Genomic DNA, 21,218 nt, shown 5'->3' on the forward strand with positions numbered 1-21,218 from the left:
TCGGCGGTTCGGCGGTTCGGCAGTCGATACCCCGACTTGTCACCGAGTGCGCGACCGATCGGCACCGGACCAAGCTCCAGGATCCGATGTCGCCGACGCTTCGCCAAATCCCCCGGCCCTGACGGCACCACACCGCCCGTTCCTGCCGCGCACCGCGCAATACCCGGCGCCTACGCGGCCTCCGCCTCTTCCCCGCCCGCCGCCGCGCGCTGCTGCTGCAGCGCCCACATCTGCGCATACAACCCGTCGGCGCGCACGAGTTCGTCGTGCGTGCCGCGCTCGACGATCCGCCCGTGATCCATCACGAGGATCTGCTGCGCGTGCACGACCGTCGACAGCCGGTGCGCGATCACGAGCGTCGTGCGATGCCGCGCGATCTGGTCGAGCTCGTGCTGGATCGCCCGCTCCGAGCGCGAATCGAGCGCCGAAGTCGCCTCGTCGAACAGCAGCACCGGCGGATCCTTCAACAGCGTGCGCGCGATCGCGACGCGCTGCTTCTCGCCGCCCGACAGCTTCAGCCCGCGCTCGCCGACCGGCGTGTCATAACCCTTCGGCAAGCTTTCGATGAAATCGTGGATGTGCGCGGCGCGCGCGGCCGCGATCACCTCGTCGCGGGTCGCGCTCGGCCGGCCGTACGCGATGTTGTAGTAGATCGAGTCGTTGAACAGCACGGTGTCCTGCGGCACGATCCCGATCGACGCACGCAGCGAATCCTGCGTGACGTCGCGGATGTCCTGGCCGTCGATCCGGATCGCGCCGCCCGCCTGCCGGTCGAGATCGTAGAAGCGGAACAGCAGCCGCGACAGCGTCGACTTCCCGGAGCCGCTGTGGCCGACCACCGCGGTCGTCGTGCCCGCATCGATCGTGAAGGAGACGTCGTGCAGGATCGGCCGCGCCGGCTCGTACGCGAAATTCACGTGCTCGAAGCGCACCTGCGCGCCGGCGACCGCGAGCGGCCGCGCATCGGGCAGGTCGGCCACTTCCTTCGCGGCCGACAGCAACCCGAACATCCGGTCCATGTCGGTGAGGCTCTGCTTCAGCTCGCGATAGACGACGCCGAGAAAGTTCAGCGGAATGTACAGCTGCAGCATGAACGTGTTGATCAGCACGAGATCGCCGAGCGTCAGCTTGCCCGCGAGCACGCCCTGCGTCGCACGCCACAGGATGAACACGAGCCCCGTGCCGATGATCGCCTGCTGGCCGAAGTTCAGCACCGACAGCGAATTCTGCGAACGGATCGCGGCCTTCCGGTAGCGCTTCAGGTTCTCGTCGTAGCGCTGCGCTTCCCACTCCTCGTTGCCGAAGTACTTCACCGTCTCGTAGTTGATCAGCGAATCGATCGCCCGTGAGTTCGCGCGCGAATCGAGTTCGTTCATCGTGCGGCGGAAATGCGTGCGCCAGTTGGTGACCTTCACCGTGAACACGATGTACGTGACCAGCGCCGCAAACGTCACGTACGCGTAATAGGCCTCGTACTTGACCACGAAGAAGCCGAGCACGAGCCCGACCTCGACGAGCGTCGGCAGGATGCTGTACAGCGAATACGAGATCAGCTGCTGGATGCCACGCGTGCCGCGCTCGATGTCGCGCGACATGCCGCCCGTCTGGCGTTCGAGATGGAACCGCAGCGACAGCCCGTGCAGGTGCCGGAACACCTGCAGCGCGAGCTGGCGCACCGCGCTCTCGGTGACCTTCGAGAACAGGATCTCGCGCAGCTCGGTGAACAGCGACGTCGACAGCCGCACGAGCGCATACGCGACGACCAGCAACCCGACGCCGCCCGCGAGCACGATGCCGGCCGACTGTTCGGCGCGGCCGAGCGCGGTGATCTGCTGGACGTAGGACAGGTGGTCGACGATGCGCTTCATCACGACCGGCACGCCGAGGTTCGCGACCTTCGCGCCGATCAGGCAGGCGAGCGCGAGCGCGACGCGCCATTTGTAGGTGGTCAGGTACGGCAGCAGCGACCGGATGGTCTGCCAGTCGTTGCGGGGCCCGGTCGAAGCCGGCGCGGGCTCGCCGGAAGCGGGAAATCGGCGCATGGGGAAGTCTCTGTGGCGGTGCACGACGCGTGTATCGGCGGCCGGCTTGCGCACTTTCTCGTACAATTTGCGAACGTTGTATTGTCGCAGAAGCCGCTTCGCGCCGCTGCCGGCGCCCTCGCCGGCCGGCCTGCGCACGGCGGCATGTTTCTTACAGGATGAAAGCCCCCGCCATGACCGATTCGACCCTCGAACTCCCGCAAAAGCAGCCCGCGCTGCGCGTCGTCCCGCAACCGCACGACGCGAACGTCCACGGCGACGTGTTCGGCGGCTGGATCATGTCGCAGGTCGACATCGCCGGCTCGATCCCCGCGAGCCAGCGCGCGAACGGTCGCGTCGCGACGGTCGCGGTCAACTCGTTCGTGTTCAAGCAGCCGGTGTTCGTCGGCGACCTGCTGAGCTTCTACGCGACCATCATGCGCACCGGCAACACGTCGATCACGGTCGACGTCGAGGTGTACGCGCAGCGCATGCGCCTGATGGGCGAAATCGTGAAGGTCACCGAAGCGACGCTCACCTATGTCGCAACCGGCCCCGACCGCAAGCCGCGGCAACTGCCGCCGCTCTGACCGGCGAGCGCCGCGACCGTGCGGCGCACGGCCAGCTCAGTGCGTGGCCGTCAGCCCGAACTCCCGCATCGCGGGCAGGAAATCGTGGTTCAGCTTCGGCTTGCGCGACAGCTTCACCAGCACGTAGCGCTGGAACGGCGCAAGCTGCTGCCACTGCGCGAGCCCGGGCGCCGTCAGCCCGGCCAGCGCGCTCTGCTGCACGAGCGACTCCGGCACGATGTCGGTGGCACGCCAGGCCGGCTGCTCGTCCGGCTGGAACCACGAGGGTTCCAGATCCGCGTGCGTGCGCAGCATTTCGAACAGCGCGTGATCGAAGTTGGGCTCGATCGCGGTGTCGTCGTCGGCCGGAAAGCGTGCGAGCAGCTTGCGGTCCTCGAGCGGCAGCAGTTGCCACTGCTCCAGCGAAATCCGCAGACCGAAACGGTCAAGATTGAAACGCACGATCATCGGGATGTACGTGAAGTTTTCCGACGATTCGTGTTCGAAGGCGAATAACAGTGGAGCGTCGCTGAGTCCCATGGTCGTTACCTGATGTGGCGGATGCCGGCGCGGCCGGCTTGCCTGGGGTATTTTAGAACCTCTGCGCGCGGGCAGCGGATACGAATGCCGCCGCCCGCGCGCCGAATCAACGGGAGTACTCGTGAATCCGACCGAATCCGGTGAAATGCGCGACGAACCGCGCGGCGCGATCGAACTGTCCGTGCGCCGCACGCGCGGGGGCGCCGTCGAAACCGCGCACGACTACGTGGGCCAGGAATGGCCCGTCGCCCTCGTCTTCAACGGCATCTCGCACGCGGTGATGATGTGTACGCCGTGCGACCTCGAAGCGTTCGCGGTCGGTTTCGCGATCTCGGAAGGGATCGTCGCGCGCGGCAGCGACATCAAGGACATCGAGGTGATCCTGCACGCCGACGCCCCGCTGCCGCATGCGGAGGTCCACCTGGAGGTCGTCCAGCAGGCGTTCGCCGCGCTGAAGGACCGGCGCCGCGCGCTCGCGGGGCGCACCGGCTGCGGCGTATGCGGGATCGAAAGCATCGACCTGCTCGACCTCGCGCCCGAGCGCGTGCCCGATACGGGCTTTCTCGCGCGCCTCGCCCCCGACGCGCTGACGCGCGCGGCGCAGGCGCTGCCGGCGCATCAGGCGCTCACGCAGCTCACGGGCGGCCTGCACGCGGCCGCGTGGTGCGACGCAACAGGCGCGATCCGGATGGCGTTCGAGGACGTCGGCCGCCACAACGCGCTCGACAAGCTGATCGGCTCGCTCGTGCTGTCGCGTGCCGACCCGACCGACGGGTTCGTGTTCCTGTCGAGCCGCGCGAGCTACGAGCTCGTACGCAAGGCCGCCCGCGTCGGCATTCCGATGGTCGCGACGATCTCCGCGCCGTCGTCGCTCGCGATCGAAATCGCGAAAGCGGCCGGCTTGCGGCTCGTCAGCTTCTGCCGCGAAACCGGCCACGTCGACTACGGCACGGCCTGATCGCGTTCGCGGCGGCGCGCTGGCGAGCCATCGCCGGCGCGGCCTGCTCCATCAGTCGAACTGACGGAAATCCGGCTTGCGCTTCTCGAAGAACGCCGTCATTGCCTCGCGCGCTTCGGGCGCGCGCAGCATCGCGGCGAAGTGGCCCGCCTCCTCGGCCATCCGCGCGGACGTCGCCACACCGCCCGTATCCTTCAGCAGCGCCTTCGTCACGCGCAGCGATGCCGCCGGCAGCGCCGCGAGCTTCGCCGCCTGCTTCGCCGCGAACGCGTCGAGCTCGGCCGCCGGCAGCACGCGGTTGACGATGCCGATCCGGTGCGCTTCCAGCGCATCGAACGCCTCGCCGAGCAGCAGCTTCTCGGCGGCAACCTGATGGCCGGCCAGGCGCGGCAGCAGCACGCTCGACGCGGCTTCCGGGCACAGGCCGAGCTGCGCGAACGGCAGCGAGAACGTCGCGGTGTCGGCTGCGTACACCAGATCGCAGTGCAGCAGCATCGTCACGCCGACGCCGATCGCCAGGCCCGGCACGGCGGCCACGATCGGCTTGCTCGCGGTGCTGATCCGTGCAAGGAACTGGAACACCGGGGCGGTGTCGTCCTTCGGCGGCGCCTTCAGGAAATCCTCGAGATCGTTCCCCGCGGTGAAATTGCCGTCGCTGCCGCGCAGCAGGATCACGCGGATCGCCTTGTCTTCCTGCGCGTCGGCGAGTGCATCGGCCATCGTCTGGTACATCGCCGCCGTCAGCGCATTCTTCTTCGCCGGGCGTGCGATCGTGATCGTCATCACGCCTTCGGCGCGTTCCACTTGAATTTCGGCCACAACCGTCTCCTTGACTTTCCTCTATCGGAATGAAAAAACGGTGCGCGAGCTTGTGGCCCGCGCACCGTCGTCGCTTTGCGTCGCGTCCTGCTTACAGGCGTTCGATGATGCCCGCGGCACCCATGCCGGTGCCGACGCACATCGTGACCATCCCGTACTTCAGGTTACGGCGGCGCAGGCCGTGCACGACGGTCGCCGCGCGGATCGCGCCGGTCGCGCCGAGCGGGTGGCCGAGTGCGATCGCGCCGCCCATCGGGTTGACCTTCGACGGGTCGAGGCCGAGGTCGCGCATCACCGCCAGCGATTGCGCGGCGAACGCTTCGTTCAGCTCGATCCAGTCGAGATCGTCCTGCTTCAGGCCAGCGGCCTTCAGCGCGGCCGGAATCGCTTCCTTCGGGCCGATGCCCATGATTTCCGGCGGCACGCCGCGCACCGCGAAGCTCACGAAACGCGCGAGCGGCGTCAGGTTGAATTCCTTCAGCACCTTCTCCGACACGACGAGCAGCGCGCCCGCGCCGTCCGACGTCTGTGAGCTGTTGCCGGCCGTGACCGAGCCCTTGTTGGCGAACACCGTGCGCAGCTTCGCGAGGCCTTCGATCGACGTATCCGCGCGCGGACCTTCGTCGAGCTTGATCTCGCGCGTCTTCACGTCGACTTCGCCGGTCGCGAGGTTCGGGAAACGCTCGGTGATCGTATAGGCGGCGATCTCGTCGTTGAATTCGCCGGCCTGCTGCGCGGCGAGCGCCTTGCGGTGCGACTCGACCGAGAACGCGTCCTGGTCGTCGCGGCTCACCTTCCACTGCTCGGCGACGCGCTCGGCCGTCAGGCCCATCCCGTACGCGATGCCGAAGTCTTCATTGCGATCGAAGATGTGCGGCGACATCGACGGCTTGTTGCCCATCATCGGCACCATGCTCATCGATTCGCAGCCGCCCGCGAAAATCGCGTCCGATTCGCCGACGCGGATGCGGTCGGCCGCCATCGCGAGCGCCGTGATGCCCGACGCGCAGAAGCGGTTGACCGTCACGCCGCCGACCGTCTGCGGCAGGCCCGCGAGCAGCGCGCCCATCCGCGCGACGTTCAGGCCCTGCTCGGCTTCCGGAATCGCGCAGCCGATGATCGCGTCCTCGATCAGCTTCGTGTCGAAGCCCGGCACCTGCGCAACCGCCGACTTGATCGCGTGGACCAGCAGCTCGTCCGGGCGCGTGTTCTTGAAGACACCGCGCGGGGCCTTGCCGATCGGCGTGCGGCTGGCGGCGACGATGTATGCGTCTTGCAATTGTTTGCTCATTTGAGACTCCTTGCCTTATCGCTCGCTCAGTTACGCACCGGCTTGCCGGTCTGCAACATACCCATGATCCGTTCCTGCGTCTTCTGCGTGCCGAGCAGCTCGACGAACGCGCGGCGCTCGAGCGCGAGCAGCCACTGCTCGTCGACGAGGCTGCCGGCTTCGACGTCGCCGCCGCACACGGCTTCGGCGATGCGGCTCGCGATCAGGTAGTCGTGGTCGCTGATGAAGCGGCCGTCACGCATGTTGACGAGCGATGCCTTGATCGTCGCGATCGCCGAGCGACCCGCGACCGGCACGTCCTTCGCACGCAGCGGTGCGCGGTAGCCGGTGGCGGCCAGCGCACGCGCTTCCTTCTTCGCGGTGTCGAGCAGTTCGAACACATTGAAGACGATCGTGTCGGACGGCTTCACGTAGCCCATCGCACGCGCATCGTGCGCGGACGCCGAGACCTTCGCCATCGCCGCGTTCTCGAACGACTTCGTGACGAACTTCAGGATGTCGGTGGTCGCGTTCGCGGCCGTCGCGGCGTCCGCTGCGCGCAGCGCCGCTTCCTTCAGGCCGCCGCCCGCCGGCACGAGGCCGACACCCACTTCGACGAGGCCGATGTAGCTCTCGACGTGCACGACGCGCTTCGCGCTGTGCAGCATCAGCTCGCACCCGCCGCCGAGCGCGATGCCCGACACGGCCGCGACGACCGGCACGTTCGCGTACTTCACGCGCAGCATGCCTTCCTGGAACTTCTTCACGAACGGCTCGATACCCTTCGCGCCGCCCATCATGAACGCGGGCATCGCCTCTTCGAGGTTCGCGCCGGCCGAGAACGGGCCGCCCGGCGTGCCGAGCTTCAGCGACGTCGGCTGCCAGATCACCACGCCCTTGTAGTCCTTCTCCGCGAGTTCGATCGCCTGCACGAGGCCGTCGATCACGCTCGGTCCGATCGTGTTCATCTTCGACTTGAACGACACGATCACGACGTCGTCTTCACCCGCACGATCGTCGACCCATGCGCGCACCGCGTCGGTCTCGAACAGCGTCTTGCCGTACGTCTTCGGATCGGCGCCCGCTTCGCCGAGCAGCGGCGCGCGGAATACCTGCTTGTCGTAGACCGCGAGGTCCGAACGCGGCACGAAGCGCTTCGCAGCCGGTGCCCACGAGCCTTCGGCCGTGTGCACGCCGCCCTTCTCGGCAACCGCGCCTTCGAGCACCCACGACGGCAGCGGCACGTTCGCGAGCGCCTTGCCGGCCGCGATGTCTTCCTGCACCCACTCGGCCACCTGCTTCCAGCCGGCGGCCTGCCAGCCTTCGAACGGGCCTTCGTTCCAGCCGAAGCCCCAGCGGATCGCGAGGTCGACGTCGCGCGCGTTGTCGGCGATCGACTCGAGATGCACGCCGATGTAGTGGAACACGTCGCGGAAGATCGACCACAGGAACTGCGCGTGCGGATGGTCCGTCTCGCGCAGCAGCTTCAGGCGTTCCGCCGGCGGGCGCTTCAGGATGCGGCCGACCGTTTCGTCAGCCTTCGCGCCCGAGTCGACATAGGTGCCCGTCTTCGCGTCGAGCACCTTGATCGCCTTGCCTTCCTTCTTGTAGAAACCGCCGCCCGTCTTCTGGCCGAGCGCACCCTGCTTCACCAGTTCGGCGAGCACGGCGGGCGTCTGGTAGACCGGGAAGAACGGATCGTCGGCGAGGTTGTCCTGCATCGTCTTGATCACGTGCGCCATCGTGTCGAGGCCGACCACGTCCGCGGTGCGGAACGTCGCCGACTTCGCGCGGCCGAGGCGGCTGCCCGTCAGGTCGTCGACTTCGTCGAAGCGCAGGCCGAACTTCGCGGCCTCGGTGATCACCGCGAGGATCGAGAAGATGCCGACGCGGTTCGCGATGAAGTTCGGCGTGTCCTTCGCGCGCACGACGCCCTTGCCGACGATGCTCGTCAGGAAGGTTTCGAGCTGGTCGAGGATCTCCGGGCGCGTATGCGCGGTCGGGATCAGCTCGACGAGGTGCATGTAGCGCGGCGGGTTGAAGAAGTGCACGCCGCAGAAGCGCGACTTCAGCTCGTCCGAGAAACCTTCGGACAGCTTCGTGATCGACAGGCCCGACGTGTTGGTCGCGAAGATCGCGTTCGGCGCGATGTGCGGCGCGACCTTCTTGTACAGGTCGTGCTTCCAGTCCATCCGCTCGGCGATCGCTTCGATCACGACGTCGCACTCGGCGAGCTTCGCGATGTCGTCTTCGTAGTTCGCGGCCTCGAGGTATTTCGCGTCGTCCTTCACGCCGAACGGCGCGGGCGACAGCTTCTTCAGGTTCTCGATCGCCTTCAGCGCGATCGCGTTTTTCGGGCCTTCCTTGGCCGGCAGGTCGAACAGCAGCACCGGCACGCGCGCGTTGATGAGGTGCGCGGCGATCTGCGCGCCCATCACGCCGGCGCCCAGCACGGCGACCTTGCGAATCAGGAAATTGCTCACGGGATGTCTCCGGATAGTGTCGTGCAGCGCGGAGGTTGGGGCTGCACGGAGAAGTGAGTACCAGGAACCGATGCATCCGGGCGGCGCGCCTCGCGCCCCGCCCGGACTCGCGTCAGAACAGCGATTCGTCGACTTCCATCATCGTCTTCGAACCGGCGCGCGCGGCGCGGATCGTCGACGCCGTCTCGGGCAGCAGGCGCGCGAAGTAGAAGCGTGCCGTCGCGAGCTTCGACTTGTAGAACGGATCGCCCGACGCTTGCTTGTCGAGGGCGAGGCGTGCCATGCGCGCCCAGAAGTACGAGAACACCAGATGGCCGACGGTGCGCAGGTACGGCACGGCGGCGGCACCGACTTCGTCGGGGTTCTGCATCGCCTTCATGCCGATTTCCATCGTCAGCTTCTGCACCTTGTCGCCGATGTCGGCGAGCGGGTTGATGAACTCGGCCATTTCCGGCTTCACGCCTTCGGCTTCCGCGAATTCCGTCACGAGCTTGCCGAACTTCTTCAGCTTCGCGCCCATGTCGCCGAGCACCTTGCGGCCCAGCAGGTCGAGCGACTGGATCGAGTTCGTGCCTTCGTAGATCATGTTGATCCGCGCGTCGCGCACGTACTGCTCCATGCCCCACTCGGAGATGAAGCCGTGGCCGCCGTAGATCTGCATCGCGTGGTTGGTCGACTCGAACGCGTTGTCGGTCAGGAACGCCTTGATGATCGGCGTGAGCAGCGCGACGAGATCGGCCGCTTCCTTGCGCACCGCTTCGTCGGCGTGCGACAGCTCCTTGTCGATCTGCAGCGCGGACCAGTACGTGAACGCGCGCGCGCCTTCGGCGTAAGCCTTCTGCGTGAGCAGCATGCGACGCACGTCCGGGTGCACGATGATCGGGTCGGCCGGCTTGTCCGGTGCCTTCGGGCCCGTCAGCGAACGCATCTGCAGGCGTTCCTTCGCGTACGTGAGCGAGTTCTGGTACGCGACTTCCGTGAGGCCGAGGCCCTGCATGCCGACGCCGAGACGCGCGGCATTCATCATCACGAACATCGCGTTCAAGCCCTTGTTCGGCTCGCCGACCATCCAGCCCTTCGCGCCGTCGAGGTTCATCACGCACGTCGAGTTGCCGTGGATGCCCATCTTGTGTTCGATCGAGCCGCACTTGATGCCGTTGCGTTCGCCCGGCTCGCCCGACGCGTCCGGAATGAACTTCGGCACGATGAACAGCGAGATCCCCTTCGTGCCCTGCGGCGCGTCCGGCAGGCGCGCGAGCACGAGGTGGATGATGTTCTTCGACATGTCGTGCTCGCCGCTCGAGATGAAGATCTTCGTGCCGCTGATCGAGTACGAGCCGTCGCCGTTCGGTTCGGCCTTGGTGCGCAGGATGCCGAGGTCGGTGCCGCAGTGCGGCTCGGTCAGGCACATCGTGCCCGTCCATTCGCCCGACACGAGCTTCGGCAGGTATTGCTTCTGGAGTTCCGGCGCGCCGTGCGCGTGCAGGCATTCGTACGCGCCGTGCGACAGGCCCGGATACATCGTCCATGCCTGGTTCGCCGAGTTCAGCATTTCGTAGAGCGCGTTGTTCACGAACGCGGGCAGGCCCTGGCCGCCGTAGTCCGGATCGCAGCCGAGCGCCGGCCAGCCGGCCTCGACGTATTGCTGGTAGGCCTCCTTGAAGCCGGTCGGGGTCTTCACGACGCCGTCGCCTTCATACGTGCAGCCTTCGCGGTCGCCGACCTGGTTCAGCGGGAACAGTACCTCGGAGCAGAACTTGCCCGCTTCCTCGAGGACCTGGTTGATCGTGTCGGCGTCGAGGTCCGCATGCTTGGGCATTTGCTTGACTTCGGCTTCGACGTTCAGAAGCTCGTGCAACACGAATTGCATGTCGCGCAGCGGCGCGGCGTACTGTCCCATGACTCTCTCCAAAGGTGGGCAAAACGGCTCGAGCTCCTGGCGGGCGGATCACGCGCCGCTAACGGCTCTCGCTCTGATACGAAACAATCGTCTTTTCCAGCGCGGCCCACGTGAGGCGCACGGCATCCGGCGAATGCAGGAAACGTGCGTCGTGATGCAGGCCGAGCGTGAAGCTGTACAACTCGAAGAGCATCAGGTCCGGATCGGTATCCGCACGCAGATGGCCTTCTTCCTTCGCCTGCGAAATGGCCCGCAGCATCGCGGCACGCCAGGCCGTCACGCTCGCGATCAACTGCTCGCGCACGGGGCTGTCAGGCCGGTCGTCGTACTCGACGGCCCCGCTGATGTAGATGCATCCGGTCGTCACCTCCTGGATGCGCTTCTCCGTCCAGCGGGCCAGCATCGCCCGAAGGCGCGGCAAGCCTCGCGGCTCGCGCAGGCTCGGAAAGAACACCTCGTTTTCGAAACGATGGTGATACTCGCGGACGACCTCGACCTGCAGGTCCTCGCGCGATCCGAAGTGCGCGAACACGCCGCTCTTGCTCATCTGCATGCGCTCGGCCAGCAGGCCGATCGTCAGCCCCTCCAGCCCGTCACGGCTGGCGAGGTCCAAAGCAGCTTCAAGTATCGCGGCACGCGTCTGTTCGCCTTTTCGCATAGCTATTTCTGTAACCGTTCGGGGGTTCGAATAAAATCGAACGGCCGTACTATTATTGAGTGCGACCGCTCGCGAAACAAGGAAATTATTAGAAACCGGTGTCTAACCGAGCCGCTATTTTGCGCGATTCCGGCGGGACCGGAGCGGCTTTTCCGCACGAACGTGCGGACAGATTTTTGAAGCGAACGCTTAGTCTGCGTCAGTCGTAACCACCGACCGTCAGCGCCTTCATCACGAGACGATACGTGGTGTACGCAAGCCAGTTCAGCAGCCGCTCGAGGCGCGGACGCGCGGCGAAGCGCGCGGGGTCGATCTCCCGGCCGTCGGCGAACGCGGCCGCGATCGCGTCGCGCAGTTCGTTCGTGACCGCATCGTAACGCACCAGCACGACGTTCGCTTCATTGTTCAGCATCAGGCTCAGCGCGTCCAGATTCGACGAGCCGACCGTCGCCCAGTTGTCGTCGATCACCGCGACCTTGCCGTGCAGCATCGTCTTGTCGTATTCGGCGACGCGCACGCCCGCGCGCAGCAGCGCGTGATACAGGAACGGCACGGCCGTATCGAGTGCCGCGAATTCCTTGCGGCCGATCAGGATCCGCACATCGACGCCGCGCCGCGCGGCGCCCGTCAGCGCTCGGCGCAGCTTGCGCCCCGGCATGAAATACGGATTGGCCAGCAGGATCCGCTGGCGCGCCTGGCCGATCGCCGCGAGATACGCCTTCTCGATCGCGCGACGGTTCACGACGTTGTCGCGCGCGACGAACGCGACGCTCGGCTCCGTCACGACCCGCAGCGCGCCGGCCTTGATCCAGCGATGGCTGCGCATCCAGCGCCGGAACATGTCGGGGAACGCTTCCCCGCCATGCAGCCCGGCCGCGTATTGCGCATAGGGCTTGTGGCCGAACATGATCCGGTGCCACTGCAATTCGAATGCGGCGCGCACGTCGGACACCGCGGGGCCCGCCATCTCGACCGCGAAATCCCAGCGCGGAAACGGCAGCGTCGTGCCGCCCTGCGCGTAGTCGTCGACGATATTGATGCCGCCGCAGAATGCAACCGCGTGATCGATCACCGCGAGCTTGCGATGCGTGCGCGAGAAACCGAAGCGGCCGAACAGGAAACGGTTGTAGATGCAGTGCTCGACGCCGGCCGCCACCCACGTGTCGAACAGCGGCAGGCGCGCGGTGCCGATGCCGTCGGTGATCACGCGCACGCGCACGCCGCGCTGCGCCGCGCGGATCAGCGCGTCCGACACCGGCCGGCCGGCCGCGTCGTCGCAGAAGATGTAGGTTTCGAGCATCACCTGCTCGCGGGCGGCATCGATCCGCTCGATCAGTGCCCGGAAGAACGCGCCGCCGCCCTCGCACAGCCGCACGGTGTTGCCCGACGTAAAGGCGAGCCGCGACGCGGAACCTCGTTCCTGCAGGAACATCTGCCGCAATTGCGCGAAGCGCTTGCGGGCTTCCGCCGTCATGCGGACGAGCCGTGCGGCGCGCGCGACAGTGCCACGCGCGCGGGCAATTGCAGGATCGCCTCGGCATTCGACGGCGAGAAGCAGCGTGCGGCCGCCTCGCGGAACGGCAGCCACGCGTGGTCGACGTGCTCGCGCGGCGACAGCGTCACGTCGACGCGATGCGGCACGCACAGGCCGAACCAGTGCTCGGTGTTGCGCGTGACGCCCGGTGCATAGCGGTGCAGGTATTGCGGATAGATCGTGTACTCGATCCGGTGGCGCCAGTCGACGAGCGCGCTGGCCGGCACATCCGCGGTGCCGATCGTGATGCCGGTTTCCTCGGCCACTTCGCGCGCGGCGGTGACCGCGAGCGGCTCGTTGAGCTCGTCCTTCGAGCCGGTCACCGATTGCCAGAAATCGGGCTGGTCGGCACGCTTGATCACGAGCACATCGAGGTCGGGCGTGTAGATCACGACAAGAACGGATTCGGGGATTTTCGGCGGCTTCGTCATCTTTGTTTCATGCAGCACGGGGCCGCGCGACGGGCACAGGCTCCGAACGGACGGCAAGTGCTGCGACTGTACCGCAAAAAACGAAAAAGGCGCATCGCTGCGCCTTTTTCATGAGCGTCGTGTGCGCGCGAACGCACACACGACCGGATGCGAAGCGCGTTACGCCTTCGGCTGTTCCGGCTGACGCAGGCGGATGTGCAGTTCGCGCAGCTGACGCTCGTCGACCGGGCTCGGTGCCTGCGTGAGCAGATCCTGCGCACGCTGCGTCTTCGGAAACGCGATCACGTCGCGGATCGAATCGGCGCCGGCCATCATCGTGACGATGCGGTCGAGACCGAACGCGATACCGCCGTGCGGCGGCGCGCCGTACTGCAGTGCATCCAGCAGGAAGCCGAACTTGAGCTGAGCCTCTTCCGCACCGATCTTCAGCGCACGGAACACCTTGCTCTGCACTTCCTCCTGATAGATACGCACCGAGCCGCCGCCGATTTCCCAGCCGTTCAGCACCATGTCGTACGCCTTCGCGAGGCAGCGGCCCGGGTCGGTCTCGAGGTACTCGAGGTGCTCGTCCTTCGGGCTCGTGAACGGGTGGTGCGCAGCGACGTAGCGCGCATCTTCGTCGTCGTATTCGAACATCGGGAAGTCGACGACCCACAGCGGCTTCCAGCCGGCCTGGACCAGACCGTTCGCCTTGCCGAATTCCGAATGGCCGATCTTCAGGCGCAGCGCGCCGAGGCTGTCGTTGACGACCTTCGCGCGGTCGGCCGCGAAGAAGATGATGTCGCCGTCTTCGGCGCCGGTGCGCTCGAGGATCGCCGCGATCGACGCGTCGTGCAGGTTCTTGACGATCGGGCTCTGCAGGCCGTCACGGCCCTTCGCCTTCTCGTTGACCTTGATCCATGCGAGGCCCTTCGCGCCGTAGATGCGCACGAATTCGGTGTAGCCGTCGATGTCGCCGCGCGACAACTCGCCACCCTTCGGCACGCGCAGCGCCGCGACTCGACCGTCCTTCGCGTTGGCCGGCGTGCTGAACACCTTGAAGTCGACGTCCTTCATCGCGTCGGTCAGCTCGGTGAATTCGAGCTGCACGCGCAGGTCCGGCTTGTCCGAACCGAAACGCGCCATCGCTTCCGAGTACGGCATCACCGGGAATTTCGCGTCGAGCTCGACGTCGATCGTCGTCTTGAAGATGTGACGGATCATGTCTTCGAACAGGTCACGGATTTCCTGCTCGCCGAGGAACGACGTTTCGCAGTCGATCTGCGTGAATTCCGGCTGACGGTCGGCACGGAGGTCTTCGTCGCGGAAGCACTTGGTGATCTGGTAGTAACGGTCGAAGTTCGCGACCATCAGCAGCTGCTTGAACAGCTGCGGCGACTGCGGCAGCGCAAAGAACTGGCCCGCGTTCACGCGCGACGGCACGAGGTAGTCGCGCGCGCCTTCCGGCGTGCTCTTCGTCAGCATCGGCGTTTCGATGTCGATGAAGCCCTGCTCGTCGAGGTACTTGCGCGCCTCGATCGCGACGCGGTAGCGCAGGCGCAGGTTGTGCTGCATCTGCGGGCGGCGCAGGTCGAGCACGCGGTGCGTGAGGCGCGTCGTTTCCGACAGGTTGTCGTCGTCGAGCTGGAACGGCGGCGTGACCGACGCGTTCAGCACGTTCAGTTCGTGGCACAGCACTTCGATCTTGCCGCTCTTCAGGCCGGCGTTGACCGTGCCGTCCGGACGGTTGCGCACGAGGCCCTTGATCTGCACGCAGAACTCGTTGCGCACGCCTTCGGCGGTCGCGAACATTTCCGCGCGATCCGGGTCGCACACCACCTGCACGAGGCCTTCACGATCGCGCAGGTCGATGAAGATCACACCGCCGTGATCGCGGCGGCGCTGCACCCAGCCGCACAGCGACACGGTTTGGCCCAGCAGGTGTTCGGTCACGAGACCGCAGTATTCAGTACGCATCGACATGATGTTTGCTTTCGTTCGGTTTGATCAACGGGCGCCGCAACGCGCGGCCCGGGCGATGATTCTTTACTTACAGCGGCGGCTCGACGGGGCGGCGCGCAGGCGCCGGAACCGGCGCCGGGGGCGCCACCACGCCCATCGAGACGATGTACTTGAGCGCGGCATCGACCGACATGTCGAGTTCGATGACTTCGCTCTTCGGCAGCATCAGGAAGAAGCCCGACGTAGGGTTCGGCGTCGTCGGAATATAGACGCTCACGTATTCTTCCGTCAGATGATTGAGCACGTCGCCGCCCGGCGTGCCGGTCAGAAACGCGATCGTATACGAGCCGCGACGCGGGTATTCGATCAGCAGCGCCTTGCGGAACGCATTGCCGCTGCTCGACAGCAGCGTGTCCGACACCTGCTTGACGCTCGTGTAGATCGGCCCGACGACCGGGATGTGACGCACCACGGCGTTCCACCACGTGACGAGCTTCTGGCCGATGAAGTTCTGCGTGGCCAGCCCGACGACGAAGATGAACGCGAGCGTCAGCACCGCGCCGATCCCCGGCAAGTGGAAGCCGAGCATCCGCTCGGGTTGCCACGATTCGGGCAGCAGCAGCAGTGTCTGGTCCATCGTGCCGATGATGAGGCCGAGCACCCACAGCGTGATCGCGAGCGGGACGAGAACCAGCAGGCCGGTCAGAAACACCGATTTCAGGGTCGTCTTTTTCATCATCTGCCGTCAATGAACCGCGCCGGCGGCGCGGGTTGGTCGCAGCCCGGCCGGGCCGCGACGGTCAACTGCTGGCGGCGGGCGCGGCTGCCGGGGCAGGCGCAGCGCTCGTCGTCGTGCTTTCGGAACTGCTCGATGCAGCCGGCGCGGCCGCGGCGGGCGCGGCTTCCGCCGGTGCGGCCGGCGCTGCGTCGCCCGACGCCGTCGCCGGCGCGCTGGTGCCGCCCGAACCGCCGCGGAAATCGGTGACATACCAACCCGAACCCTTCAGCTGGAAGCCCGCCGCAGTGACCTGCTTGCGGAATGCATCCTTCCCGCATTCAGGGCACTGCGACAGCGGCGCATCGCTCATCTTCTGGAGCACGTCCTTCGCGAAACCACACGCTTCGCATCGATAGGCGTAGATCGGCATGATATTTTTCCCGCGGAAACTGGAAACAGCTTGCAAAACCTTGAATTATAGCCGAAACCCTGCCGCGCTCCGGCAATGGCCGCGACACCTGCGCATCAGCGACGGCGCCACGTGAGCCAGCGCTCGTGACCTTCGAACACGGGCAGCGAATCGGTCACCGGCAAATCCTCGATCAGTTCGAAGTGCGGCGTGAGCAGCGCATCGAGTTCGGCACGCTCGATCCCGAACGGCGGCCCCTTCGGTTTCGCCATCAGGAAAAAATAGCCGGCCAGCAATCCGTCCACGGGCAGCAGCTCGGCCATGCGTGCCGCGTAGCCGGCGCGCATGGCCGGCGGCAGCGCGCACAGGAACGCGCGCTCGTACACCCACTGCACGTCGAACGGCGGCCGGTACGAAAAGAAATCGGCCTGCTCGACGACTTCCGCGTGCACGCCGAGCTGCGCTTTCGCAACGGCCACTGCCTGCGCGGAGAAATCGATCGCACGCACGGGCCAGCCGGCCTGTGCGAGCCACCCGGCCTCCTGCGCACTGCCACAGCCGGGAATCAGCACCGCGCACGGCTCGAGCCGATGCGCGAACACGCGAAACCCGTCGGGCACGCCACCAAATTCCCACGGCGTCACGCCACGCGCGAAACGTTCGTCCCAGAACGATGCGTTGCCGGGATCGCGCGTCGCGAAATCGGCGGCTGCCGGTGTGGACGGTTGCTTCGGATCGGACATCGCCCTGCTCCTTTCGGTCATGTGCCGTACGCGAGCGCGAGCAGCACGCGCGCAACGAGCGCCCCGACGCCGACGGCGAGACCGAAGATCAGCAGCGCCTGCAGCAGCCGGTTCGTCCGCTTCTGCTCGACGAGAATCTGGCGCATCAGGTCCTCGCTCGCCGCGCGCGGCGCGTCGTGGCGCGCCGCCATCGCGTGGTGGATCAGGCGCGGCAGTTGCGGCAGCGTCTTGCTCCACTGCGGCGCCTCGACCTTGAAGCGCTCGTACCAGCCGCGCAGGCCGATCTGCTCGGTCATCCAGCGCTCGAGGTACGGCTTCGCGGTCTTCCACAGGTCGAGCTCGGGGTCGAGCGATCGGCCGAGCCCCTCGACGTTCAGCATCGTCTTCTGCAGCAGCACGAGCTGCGGCTGGATCTCGACGTTGAAGCGGCGCGACGTCGAGAACAGGCGCATCAGCACCTGGCCGAGCGAGATGTCCTTCAGCGCACGATCGAAATACGGCTCGCACACCGCTCGGATCGCGCTTTCGAGCTCCTCGACACGCGTCTCGGGCGGCACCCAGCCCGATTCGAGGTGGAGCGTCGCGACGCGGTGGTAGTCGCGCTTGAAGAACGCCAGGAAGTTCTGCGCGAGGTAGTTCTTGTCGAAATCGGACAGCGCGCCGACGATCCCGAAATCGAGCGCGATATAGCGTCCGAACGTGCTCGGATCGAGGCTCACCTGGATGTTGCCCGGGTGCATGTCCGCGTGGAAGAAACCGTCGCGGAACACCTGCGTGAAGAAGATCTCGACGCCTTCGCGCGCGAGCTTCTTGATGTCGACACCGGCCGAGCGCAGCGTCTCGACCTGGCTGATCGGCACGCCGGTCATGCGCTCCATCACGAGCACCTGCGACGTCGAGAAATCCCAGAACATCTCGGGCACGAGCAGCAGGTCGAGGCCCGCGAAGTTGCGGCGCAGCTGGCTGCCGTTGGCGGCCTCGCGCATCAGGTCGAGCTCGTCGTGCAGGTACTTGTCGAACTCGGCGACGACTTCGCGCGGCTTCAGGCGCCGGCCGTCGGCCCACATGCGCTCGGTCCAGATCGCGATGTCGCGCATCAGCGCGAGGTCGGAATCGATCACGGACAGCATGTTCGGGCGCAGCACCTTGACGGCGACGGCCTTGCCCGCGTGTTGGCCCTGCTTGAGCTTCGCGAAATGCACCTGTGCGATCGACGCGCTCGCGACCGGCTCGCGCTCGAATTCGTCGAACAGCTCGTCGACCGGCGCACCGAGCGACTTCTCGATGATCCCGATCGCGACCGCCGAATCGAACGGCGGCACCTGGTCCTGCAGCTTCGCGAGTTCGTTCGCGAAATCGACCGACAGCAGGTCGCGGCGCGTCGACAGCACCTGGCCGAACTTGACGAAGATCGGGCCGAGGCTTTCGAGCGCATGGCGCAGCCGCACCGCAGGCGGATCGGAATAACGGCGGCCGATCGTCGTGATCCGCAGCAGCAGCTTCACGCGCCGGTCGTCGATCCGGGACAGCATCACTTCGTCGAGACCAAAGCGGATGACGGTGTAGACAATCTTGATGAAACGGAAAATGCGCATGCCCTGCGGCCCTCAGTGCGCGCCGCGCGGGCCGGAACCCGTGCGCGCGCCGATTTTATGTTCGAGTCGCTCGACCCGCTTTTCGACCCGCGCGAGCGCATCGCGTGCGCGCGCCAGTTCGGCGTCGAAGCCGCCGAGCGACGCGCGGCGGACGACTTGCGGGTTCTCGTCGAGCCAGTATTCGGCGACGGAATCGAGCACGTTGCGGCCGGTACGTCGCGCGCGCGCGCCGGCGTCGCGCACGACCGTCGCGATCCGGTAGGCCGCCGCGTCGCCGACCAGCTTCGCGAGATCTTCTTCAGGTTCCCAGCGCAGGTGCTCGGCCAGCTTCGCGATCTGCGTCGCGAACTCCGCATCGCCCTCGATCTTCACGTGCTTCATCACGGCCGCCTGGCCGCCCTGCAGGAACGCGGCGACCGTGTCGCCCGCGAGCGCGATCGACACGTCGACCTGTTGCGCATCGTGCGCGTCGACGGCCGACAGATAGCCGTCGGGCTGCACCAGCAGCGTGAGCGTAACGGGAGGCACGTCGATCCGGGCAGTCTTGCCCGCATACGGAATCAGGCGGTCGCGCGCCCACGATTCGCGGGCGAGCAGGTGATTGACGGCAGCAGCAAAAGGCTTGGCGGCAAAGGTCATCGGGCTGGGAAAGAAAAAACCCGCGCAGGCCGGGCGCCCACGCGGGTTTCTATTGTAACGTCGGATCGTCGGCAGGCCGTGCCTGACCGCACACCCGGGTGGCAAGCGGTCGCAGTGCGACGGCCGTTGCCCGGATGTCCGGCGGCGTGGCCGCCGGACACGCTCAGTGCGTGTTGATCTGCTGGATGCCCGCGAGCAGCCAGCCCTGACTGCCCGACTTCGACAGGTTCCACACCTCGTCGAACGGCGCGGCCGACGCATTCGCCGATTCGCGGATCAGGCCGTGGAAACGCACGCTCGCCGACTGCTCGATGCCGCGATCCTCGATCGCGACCAGTTCCGCGTCGAGCTGCACGACGTCGGTCTGGTTCGACTCGTTGCCGCGCGAATCGAGGTCGATCTTGATCTCGGCGAACATTTCGGGCGTCGTGAACTCGCGGATGTCGGCCAGGTTGCCCTGGTCCCACGCGGCCTGCAGGCGCACGAAATAAACCTTCGAGCTGCGCAGGAACGCTTCGGTGTCGAAGCCGGCCGGCACCTGGAGCGGTGCTGCCGCCGCCGCTGCCGCGCCTGTGGCCGCGGCACCGCTGCCGAACACGCCTTGCGCTTCGTTCGCGTAGCTGCTGCCGCTACCTGCATAGTTGCTGCCGGTACCGCCCTGCTGGAACGACGGGCTCTGCGAGTAGCCACCCGACGACGACGCCGAGCCGCCGACCGAGTATGCCGGCTCCTGCGGACGACGGCGGTTCATGAACTTGCGGATCAGCCAGATGCCGACCATCGCGAGCAGCGCGATCACGATGACGTTCGCCATCATGCTCGCGAATGCGCCGCCCAGGCCGAAGTGCGACAACAGCGCCGCGATGCCGAGACCGGCCGCGAGGCCGGCGATCGGCCCGAGCCAGCGCGAGCGGTTGGGCTGCGCGGCCGGCGCGGGCGCGGCCGGGTTCGCACGCTGCGCCTGCGACGGCGCGGCCTGCTGCATCGGCTGCTGCGCAGGCGGCGTGGCCTGGCGCTGCGTGACGGTGGAATTCTGGCGGCCGATGCTGCGCCCGCCGCCCATGCGCTTGGCTTCAGCGTCGAGCGATGCGAACGTGCCGGCCGTGAGCAGGCCGACCATCAGCAGCGTGCCGACTCGTCGAGCCCACGGCTTCGACGGCTTGCTACGGTTGAACAACGAACGCGTTTCGGACATCAGCTTCTCCAGATGTAAGACAAATGTATGGAAAGAGCCCCTTAGTACTTGGCTCCCATGTGTAAAGCTACCACGCCACCTGACAAATTGTAATATTTGACGGCATCGAGGCCCGCTTGTTCCATCATCGTCTTCAGCGTGTCCTGATCGGGGTGCATCCGGATAGATTCAGCAAGATACCGGTAACTTTCAGCATCTTTCGCGAACTTGTCGCCAAGCCACGGTAATACTTTAAAAGAATACAGATCGTACGCCTTTTTCAGCGGATCCCAGACTTTCGAGAATTCCAGCACCATCACGCGGCCGCCGGGCTTCGTCACGCGGCGCATCTCCGCCAGCGCGGCATCCTTGTGCGTCATGTTGCGCAGCCCGAACGCGACCGTGACCAGATCGAAGTGGTTGTCCGGAAAGGGAATTTTCTCCGCGTCGCACAGCAGCGACGGCGTCACGATGCCCTTGTCGAGCAGCCGGTCGCGACCGACGCGCAGCATCGATTCGTTGATGTCCGTGTGCCAGACCTCGCCCGTCGGCCCGGCTGCCTTCGCGAACGCCTTGGTCAGGTCGCCGGTGCCGGCCGCGATGTCGAGCACCTTGAAGCCGGGACGCACGTTCGCCTGCGCGATCGTGAACGCCTTCCACGCGCGGTGCATGCCCGCCGACATCAGGTCGTTCATCAGATCGTAGTTGCTCGCGACCGAATGGAACACACCCGCCACTTTCTTCGCTTTTTCGTTTTCCTCGACGCTTTCGAAGCCGAAGTGGGTTTTGCTCATCGCGTTGATCCTCAGTAAATGG

Annotated in this window: 19 protein-coding genes; 2 read left to right on the forward strand and 17 right to left on the reverse strand. The window is 66.3% G+C overall.

Annotation, left to right across the window (positions count from 1 at the left end):
- Window positions 1–170 precede the first annotated feature (170 nt).
- On the reverse strand, window positions 171–2,042 hold the full coding sequence (locus tag FOZ70_RS32020; RefSeq protein WP_059495431.1) for an ABC transporter ATP-binding protein/permease: 1,872 nt from the start codon (window positions 2,040–2,042) through the stop codon (window positions 171–173).
- A 173-nt stretch (window positions 2,043–2,215) separates the two neighbouring features.
- Here FOZ70_RS32020 and FOZ70_RS32025 point away from each other — a divergent pair, with 173 nt between their 5' ends.
- On the forward strand, window positions 2,216–2,611 hold the full coding sequence (locus FOZ70_RS32025; protein WP_027789162.1) for an acyl-CoA thioesterase: 396 nt from the start codon (window positions 2,216–2,218) through the stop codon (window positions 2,609–2,611).
- Between the two features lie 36 nt (window positions 2,612–2,647).
- Here the strand turns inward: FOZ70_RS32025 and FOZ70_RS32030 are convergent, their stop codons facing one another.
- Window positions 2,648–3,130, reverse strand: coding sequence for a nitrate reductase associated protein (locus FOZ70_RS32030; RefSeq protein WP_021158425.1), 483 nt, complete (start codon window positions 3,128–3,130; stop codon window positions 2,648–2,650).
- A 121-nt stretch (window positions 3,131–3,251) separates the two neighbouring features.
- Between FOZ70_RS32030 and fdhD the strand changes: the two genes are divergently transcribed.
- Window positions 3,252–4,088 carry a formate dehydrogenase accessory sulfurtransferase FdhD gene (gene fdhD, locus FOZ70_RS32035; protein WP_059620570.1) on the forward strand — a complete coding sequence of 279 codons (837 nt, stop codon included), beginning with the start codon at window positions 3,252–3,254 and terminating at the stop codon, window positions 4,086–4,088.
- Window positions 4,089–4,139: 51 nt separating this feature from the next.
- On the opposite strand, the gene FOZ70_RS32040 is transcribed toward fdhD, so the two are convergent.
- From FOZ70_RS32040 to ubiE, 15 genes are all read right to left on the reverse strand, one after another.
- Window positions 4,140–4,907 (reverse strand): enoyl-CoA hydratase, encoded by a 768-nt coding sequence (locus FOZ70_RS32040; RefSeq protein ID WP_021158423.1) that lies wholly within the window; start codon window positions 4,905–4,907, stop codon window positions 4,140–4,142.
- Between the two features lie 91 nt (window positions 4,908–4,998).
- Window positions 4,999–6,198: an acetyl-CoA C-acyltransferase gene (locus FOZ70_RS32045; RefSeq protein WP_021158422.1), complete on the reverse strand. Its 1,200-nt coding sequence runs from the start codon at window positions 6,196–6,198 to the stop codon at window positions 4,999–5,001.
- 26 nt (window positions 6,199–6,224) lie between these two features.
- The gene (locus FOZ70_RS32050; protein WP_021158421.1) at window positions 6,225–8,660 is read right to left on the reverse strand and encodes a 3-hydroxyacyl-CoA dehydrogenase/enoyl-CoA hydratase family protein; all 2,436 of its coding nucleotides are present in this window, start codon (window positions 8,658–8,660) and stop codon (window positions 6,225–6,227) included.
- 112 nt (window positions 8,661–8,772) lie between these two features.
- Window positions 8,773–10,560 (reverse strand): acyl-CoA dehydrogenase C-terminal domain-containing protein, encoded by a 1,788-nt coding sequence (locus tag FOZ70_RS32055; protein ID WP_151289617.1) that lies wholly within the window; start codon window positions 10,558–10,560, stop codon window positions 8,773–8,775.
- 58 nt (window positions 10,561–10,618) lie between these two features.
- The gene (locus FOZ70_RS32060; protein WP_006751498.1) at window positions 10,619–11,218 is read right to left on the reverse strand and encodes a TetR/AcrR family transcriptional regulator; all 600 of its coding nucleotides are present in this window, start codon (window positions 11,216–11,218) and stop codon (window positions 10,619–10,621) included.
- 199 nt (window positions 11,219–11,417) lie between these two features.
- Window positions 11,418–12,692: a cardiolipin synthase ClsB gene (gene clsB, locus FOZ70_RS32065; protein WP_059815532.1), complete on the reverse strand. Its 1,275-nt coding sequence runs from the start codon at window positions 12,690–12,692 to the stop codon at window positions 11,418–11,420.
- A complete protein-coding gene (gene nudB, locus FOZ70_RS32070; protein WP_124589354.1) occupies window positions 12,689–13,183 on the reverse strand; it encodes a dihydroneopterin triphosphate diphosphatase in 495 nt (164 codons plus the stop codon). The genes clsB and nudB overlap by 4 nt, the downstream gene beginning before the upstream one ends.
- Before the next feature lie 159 nt (window positions 13,184–13,342).
- The gene (gene aspS / locus FOZ70_RS32075) at window positions 13,343–15,145 is read right to left on the reverse strand and encodes an aspartate--tRNA ligase (RefSeq protein WP_021158416.1); all 1,803 of its coding nucleotides are present in this window, start codon (window positions 15,143–15,145) and stop codon (window positions 13,343–13,345) included.
- 67 nt (window positions 15,146–15,212) lie between these two features.
- A complete protein-coding gene (locus FOZ70_RS32080; RefSeq protein ID WP_021158415.1) occupies window positions 15,213–15,863 on the reverse strand; it encodes a DUF502 domain-containing protein in 651 nt (216 codons plus the stop codon).
- Window positions 15,864–15,924: 61 nt separating this feature from the next.
- On the reverse strand, window positions 15,925–16,272 hold the full coding sequence (locus FOZ70_RS32085) for an FmdB family zinc ribbon protein (protein WP_027789154.1): 348 nt from the start codon (window positions 16,270–16,272) through the stop codon (window positions 15,925–15,927).
- A 95-nt stretch (window positions 16,273–16,367) separates the two neighbouring features.
- The gene (locus FOZ70_RS32090; RefSeq protein ID WP_021161318.1) at window positions 16,368–16,994 is read right to left on the reverse strand and encodes a methyltransferase domain-containing protein; all 627 of its coding nucleotides are present in this window, start codon (window positions 16,992–16,994) and stop codon (window positions 16,368–16,370) included.
- Window positions 16,995–17,011: 17 nt separating this feature from the next.
- Window positions 17,012–18,589: a ubiquinone biosynthesis regulatory protein kinase UbiB gene (ubiB, locus tag FOZ70_RS32095; RefSeq protein WP_048026149.1), complete on the reverse strand. Its 1,578-nt coding sequence runs from the start codon at window positions 18,587–18,589 to the stop codon at window positions 17,012–17,014.
- 12 nt (window positions 18,590–18,601) lie between these two features.
- Window positions 18,602–19,228, reverse strand: coding sequence for an SCP2 sterol-binding domain-containing protein (locus FOZ70_RS32100; RefSeq protein WP_219707547.1), 627 nt, complete (start codon window positions 19,226–19,228; stop codon window positions 18,602–18,604).
- Window positions 19,229–19,391: 163 nt separating this feature from the next.
- The gene (locus FOZ70_RS32105) at window positions 19,392–20,423 is read right to left on the reverse strand and encodes a TIM44-like domain-containing protein (RefSeq protein WP_219707548.1); all 1,032 of its coding nucleotides are present in this window, start codon (window positions 20,421–20,423) and stop codon (window positions 19,392–19,394) included.
- 41 nt (window positions 20,424–20,464) lie between these two features.
- On the reverse strand, window positions 20,465–21,196 hold the full coding sequence (ubiE, locus tag FOZ70_RS32110) for a bifunctional demethylmenaquinone methyltransferase/2-methoxy-6-polyprenyl-1,4-benzoquinol methylase UbiE (protein WP_048026150.1): 732 nt from the start codon (window positions 21,194–21,196) through the stop codon (window positions 20,465–20,467).
- Window positions 21,197–21,218: the final 22 nt, after the last annotated feature.

Source organism: Burkholderia sp. COPS (assembly GCF_019425585.1).
GTDB classification, from domain to species: Bacteria; Pseudomonadota; Gammaproteobacteria; order Burkholderiales; family Burkholderiaceae; genus Burkholderia; species Burkholderia cepacia.

What these genes read in the sequence shown, in the direction of transcription:
- ubiE (WP_048026150.1), bottom strand. Translation starts at nt 21,196, where the DNA reads ATGAGCAAAACCCACTTCGGCTTCGAAAGCGTCGAGGAAAACGAAAAA.
- FOZ70_RS32020 (WP_059495431.1), bottom strand. Translation starts at nt 2,042, where the DNA reads ATGCGCCGATTTCCCGCTTCCGGCGAGCCCGCGCCGGCTTCGACCGGG.
- FOZ70_RS32100 (WP_219707547.1), bottom strand. Translation starts at nt 19,228, where the DNA reads ATGACCTTTGCCGCCAAGCCTTTTGCTGCTGCCGTCAATCACCTGCTC.
- nudB (WP_124589354.1), bottom strand. Translation starts at nt 13,183, where the DNA reads ATGACGAAGCCGCCGAAAATCCCCGAATCCGTTCTTGTCGTGATCTAC.
- ubiB (WP_048026149.1), bottom strand. Translation starts at nt 18,589, where the DNA reads ATGCGCATTTTCCGTTTCATCAAGATTGTCTACACCGTCATCCGCTTT.
- aspS (WP_021158416.1), bottom strand. Translation starts at nt 15,145, where the DNA reads ATGTCGATGCGTACTGAATACTGCGGTCTCGTGACCGAACACCTGCTG.
- FOZ70_RS32105 (WP_219707548.1), bottom strand. Translation starts at nt 20,423, where the DNA reads ATGTCCGAAACGCGTTCGTTGTTCAACCGTAGCAAGCCGTCGAAGCCG.
- clsB (WP_059815532.1), bottom strand. Translation starts at nt 12,692, where the DNA reads ATGACGGCGGAAGCCCGCAAGCGCTTCGCGCAATTGCGGCAGATGTTC.
- FOZ70_RS32055 (WP_151289617.1), bottom strand. Translation starts at nt 10,560, where the DNA reads ATGGGACAGTACGCCGCGCCGCTGCGCGACATGCAATTCGTGTTGCAC.
- FOZ70_RS32090 (WP_021161318.1), bottom strand. Translation starts at nt 16,994, where the DNA reads ATGTCCGATCCGAAGCAACCGTCCACACCGGCAGCCGCCGATTTCGCG.
- FOZ70_RS32025 (WP_027789162.1), top strand. Translation starts at nt 2,216, where the DNA reads ATGACCGATTCGACCCTCGAACTCCCGCAAAAGCAGCCCGCGCTGCGC.
- FOZ70_RS32060 (WP_006751498.1), bottom strand. Translation starts at nt 11,218, where the DNA reads ATGCGAAAAGGCGAACAGACGCGTGCCGCGATACTTGAAGCTGCTTTG.
- FOZ70_RS32045 (WP_021158422.1), bottom strand. Translation starts at nt 6,198, where the DNA reads ATGAGCAAACAATTGCAAGACGCATACATCGTCGCCGCCAGCCGCACG.
- FOZ70_RS32085 (WP_027789154.1), bottom strand. Translation starts at nt 16,272, where the DNA reads ATGCCGATCTACGCCTATCGATGCGAAGCGTGTGGTTTCGCGAAGGAC.
- FOZ70_RS32030 (WP_021158425.1), bottom strand. Translation starts at nt 3,130, where the DNA reads ATGGGACTCAGCGACGCTCCACTGTTATTCGCCTTCGAACACGAATCG.
- FOZ70_RS32080 (WP_021158415.1), bottom strand. Translation starts at nt 15,863, where the DNA reads ATGATGAAAAAGACGACCCTGAAATCGGTGTTTCTGACCGGCCTGCTG.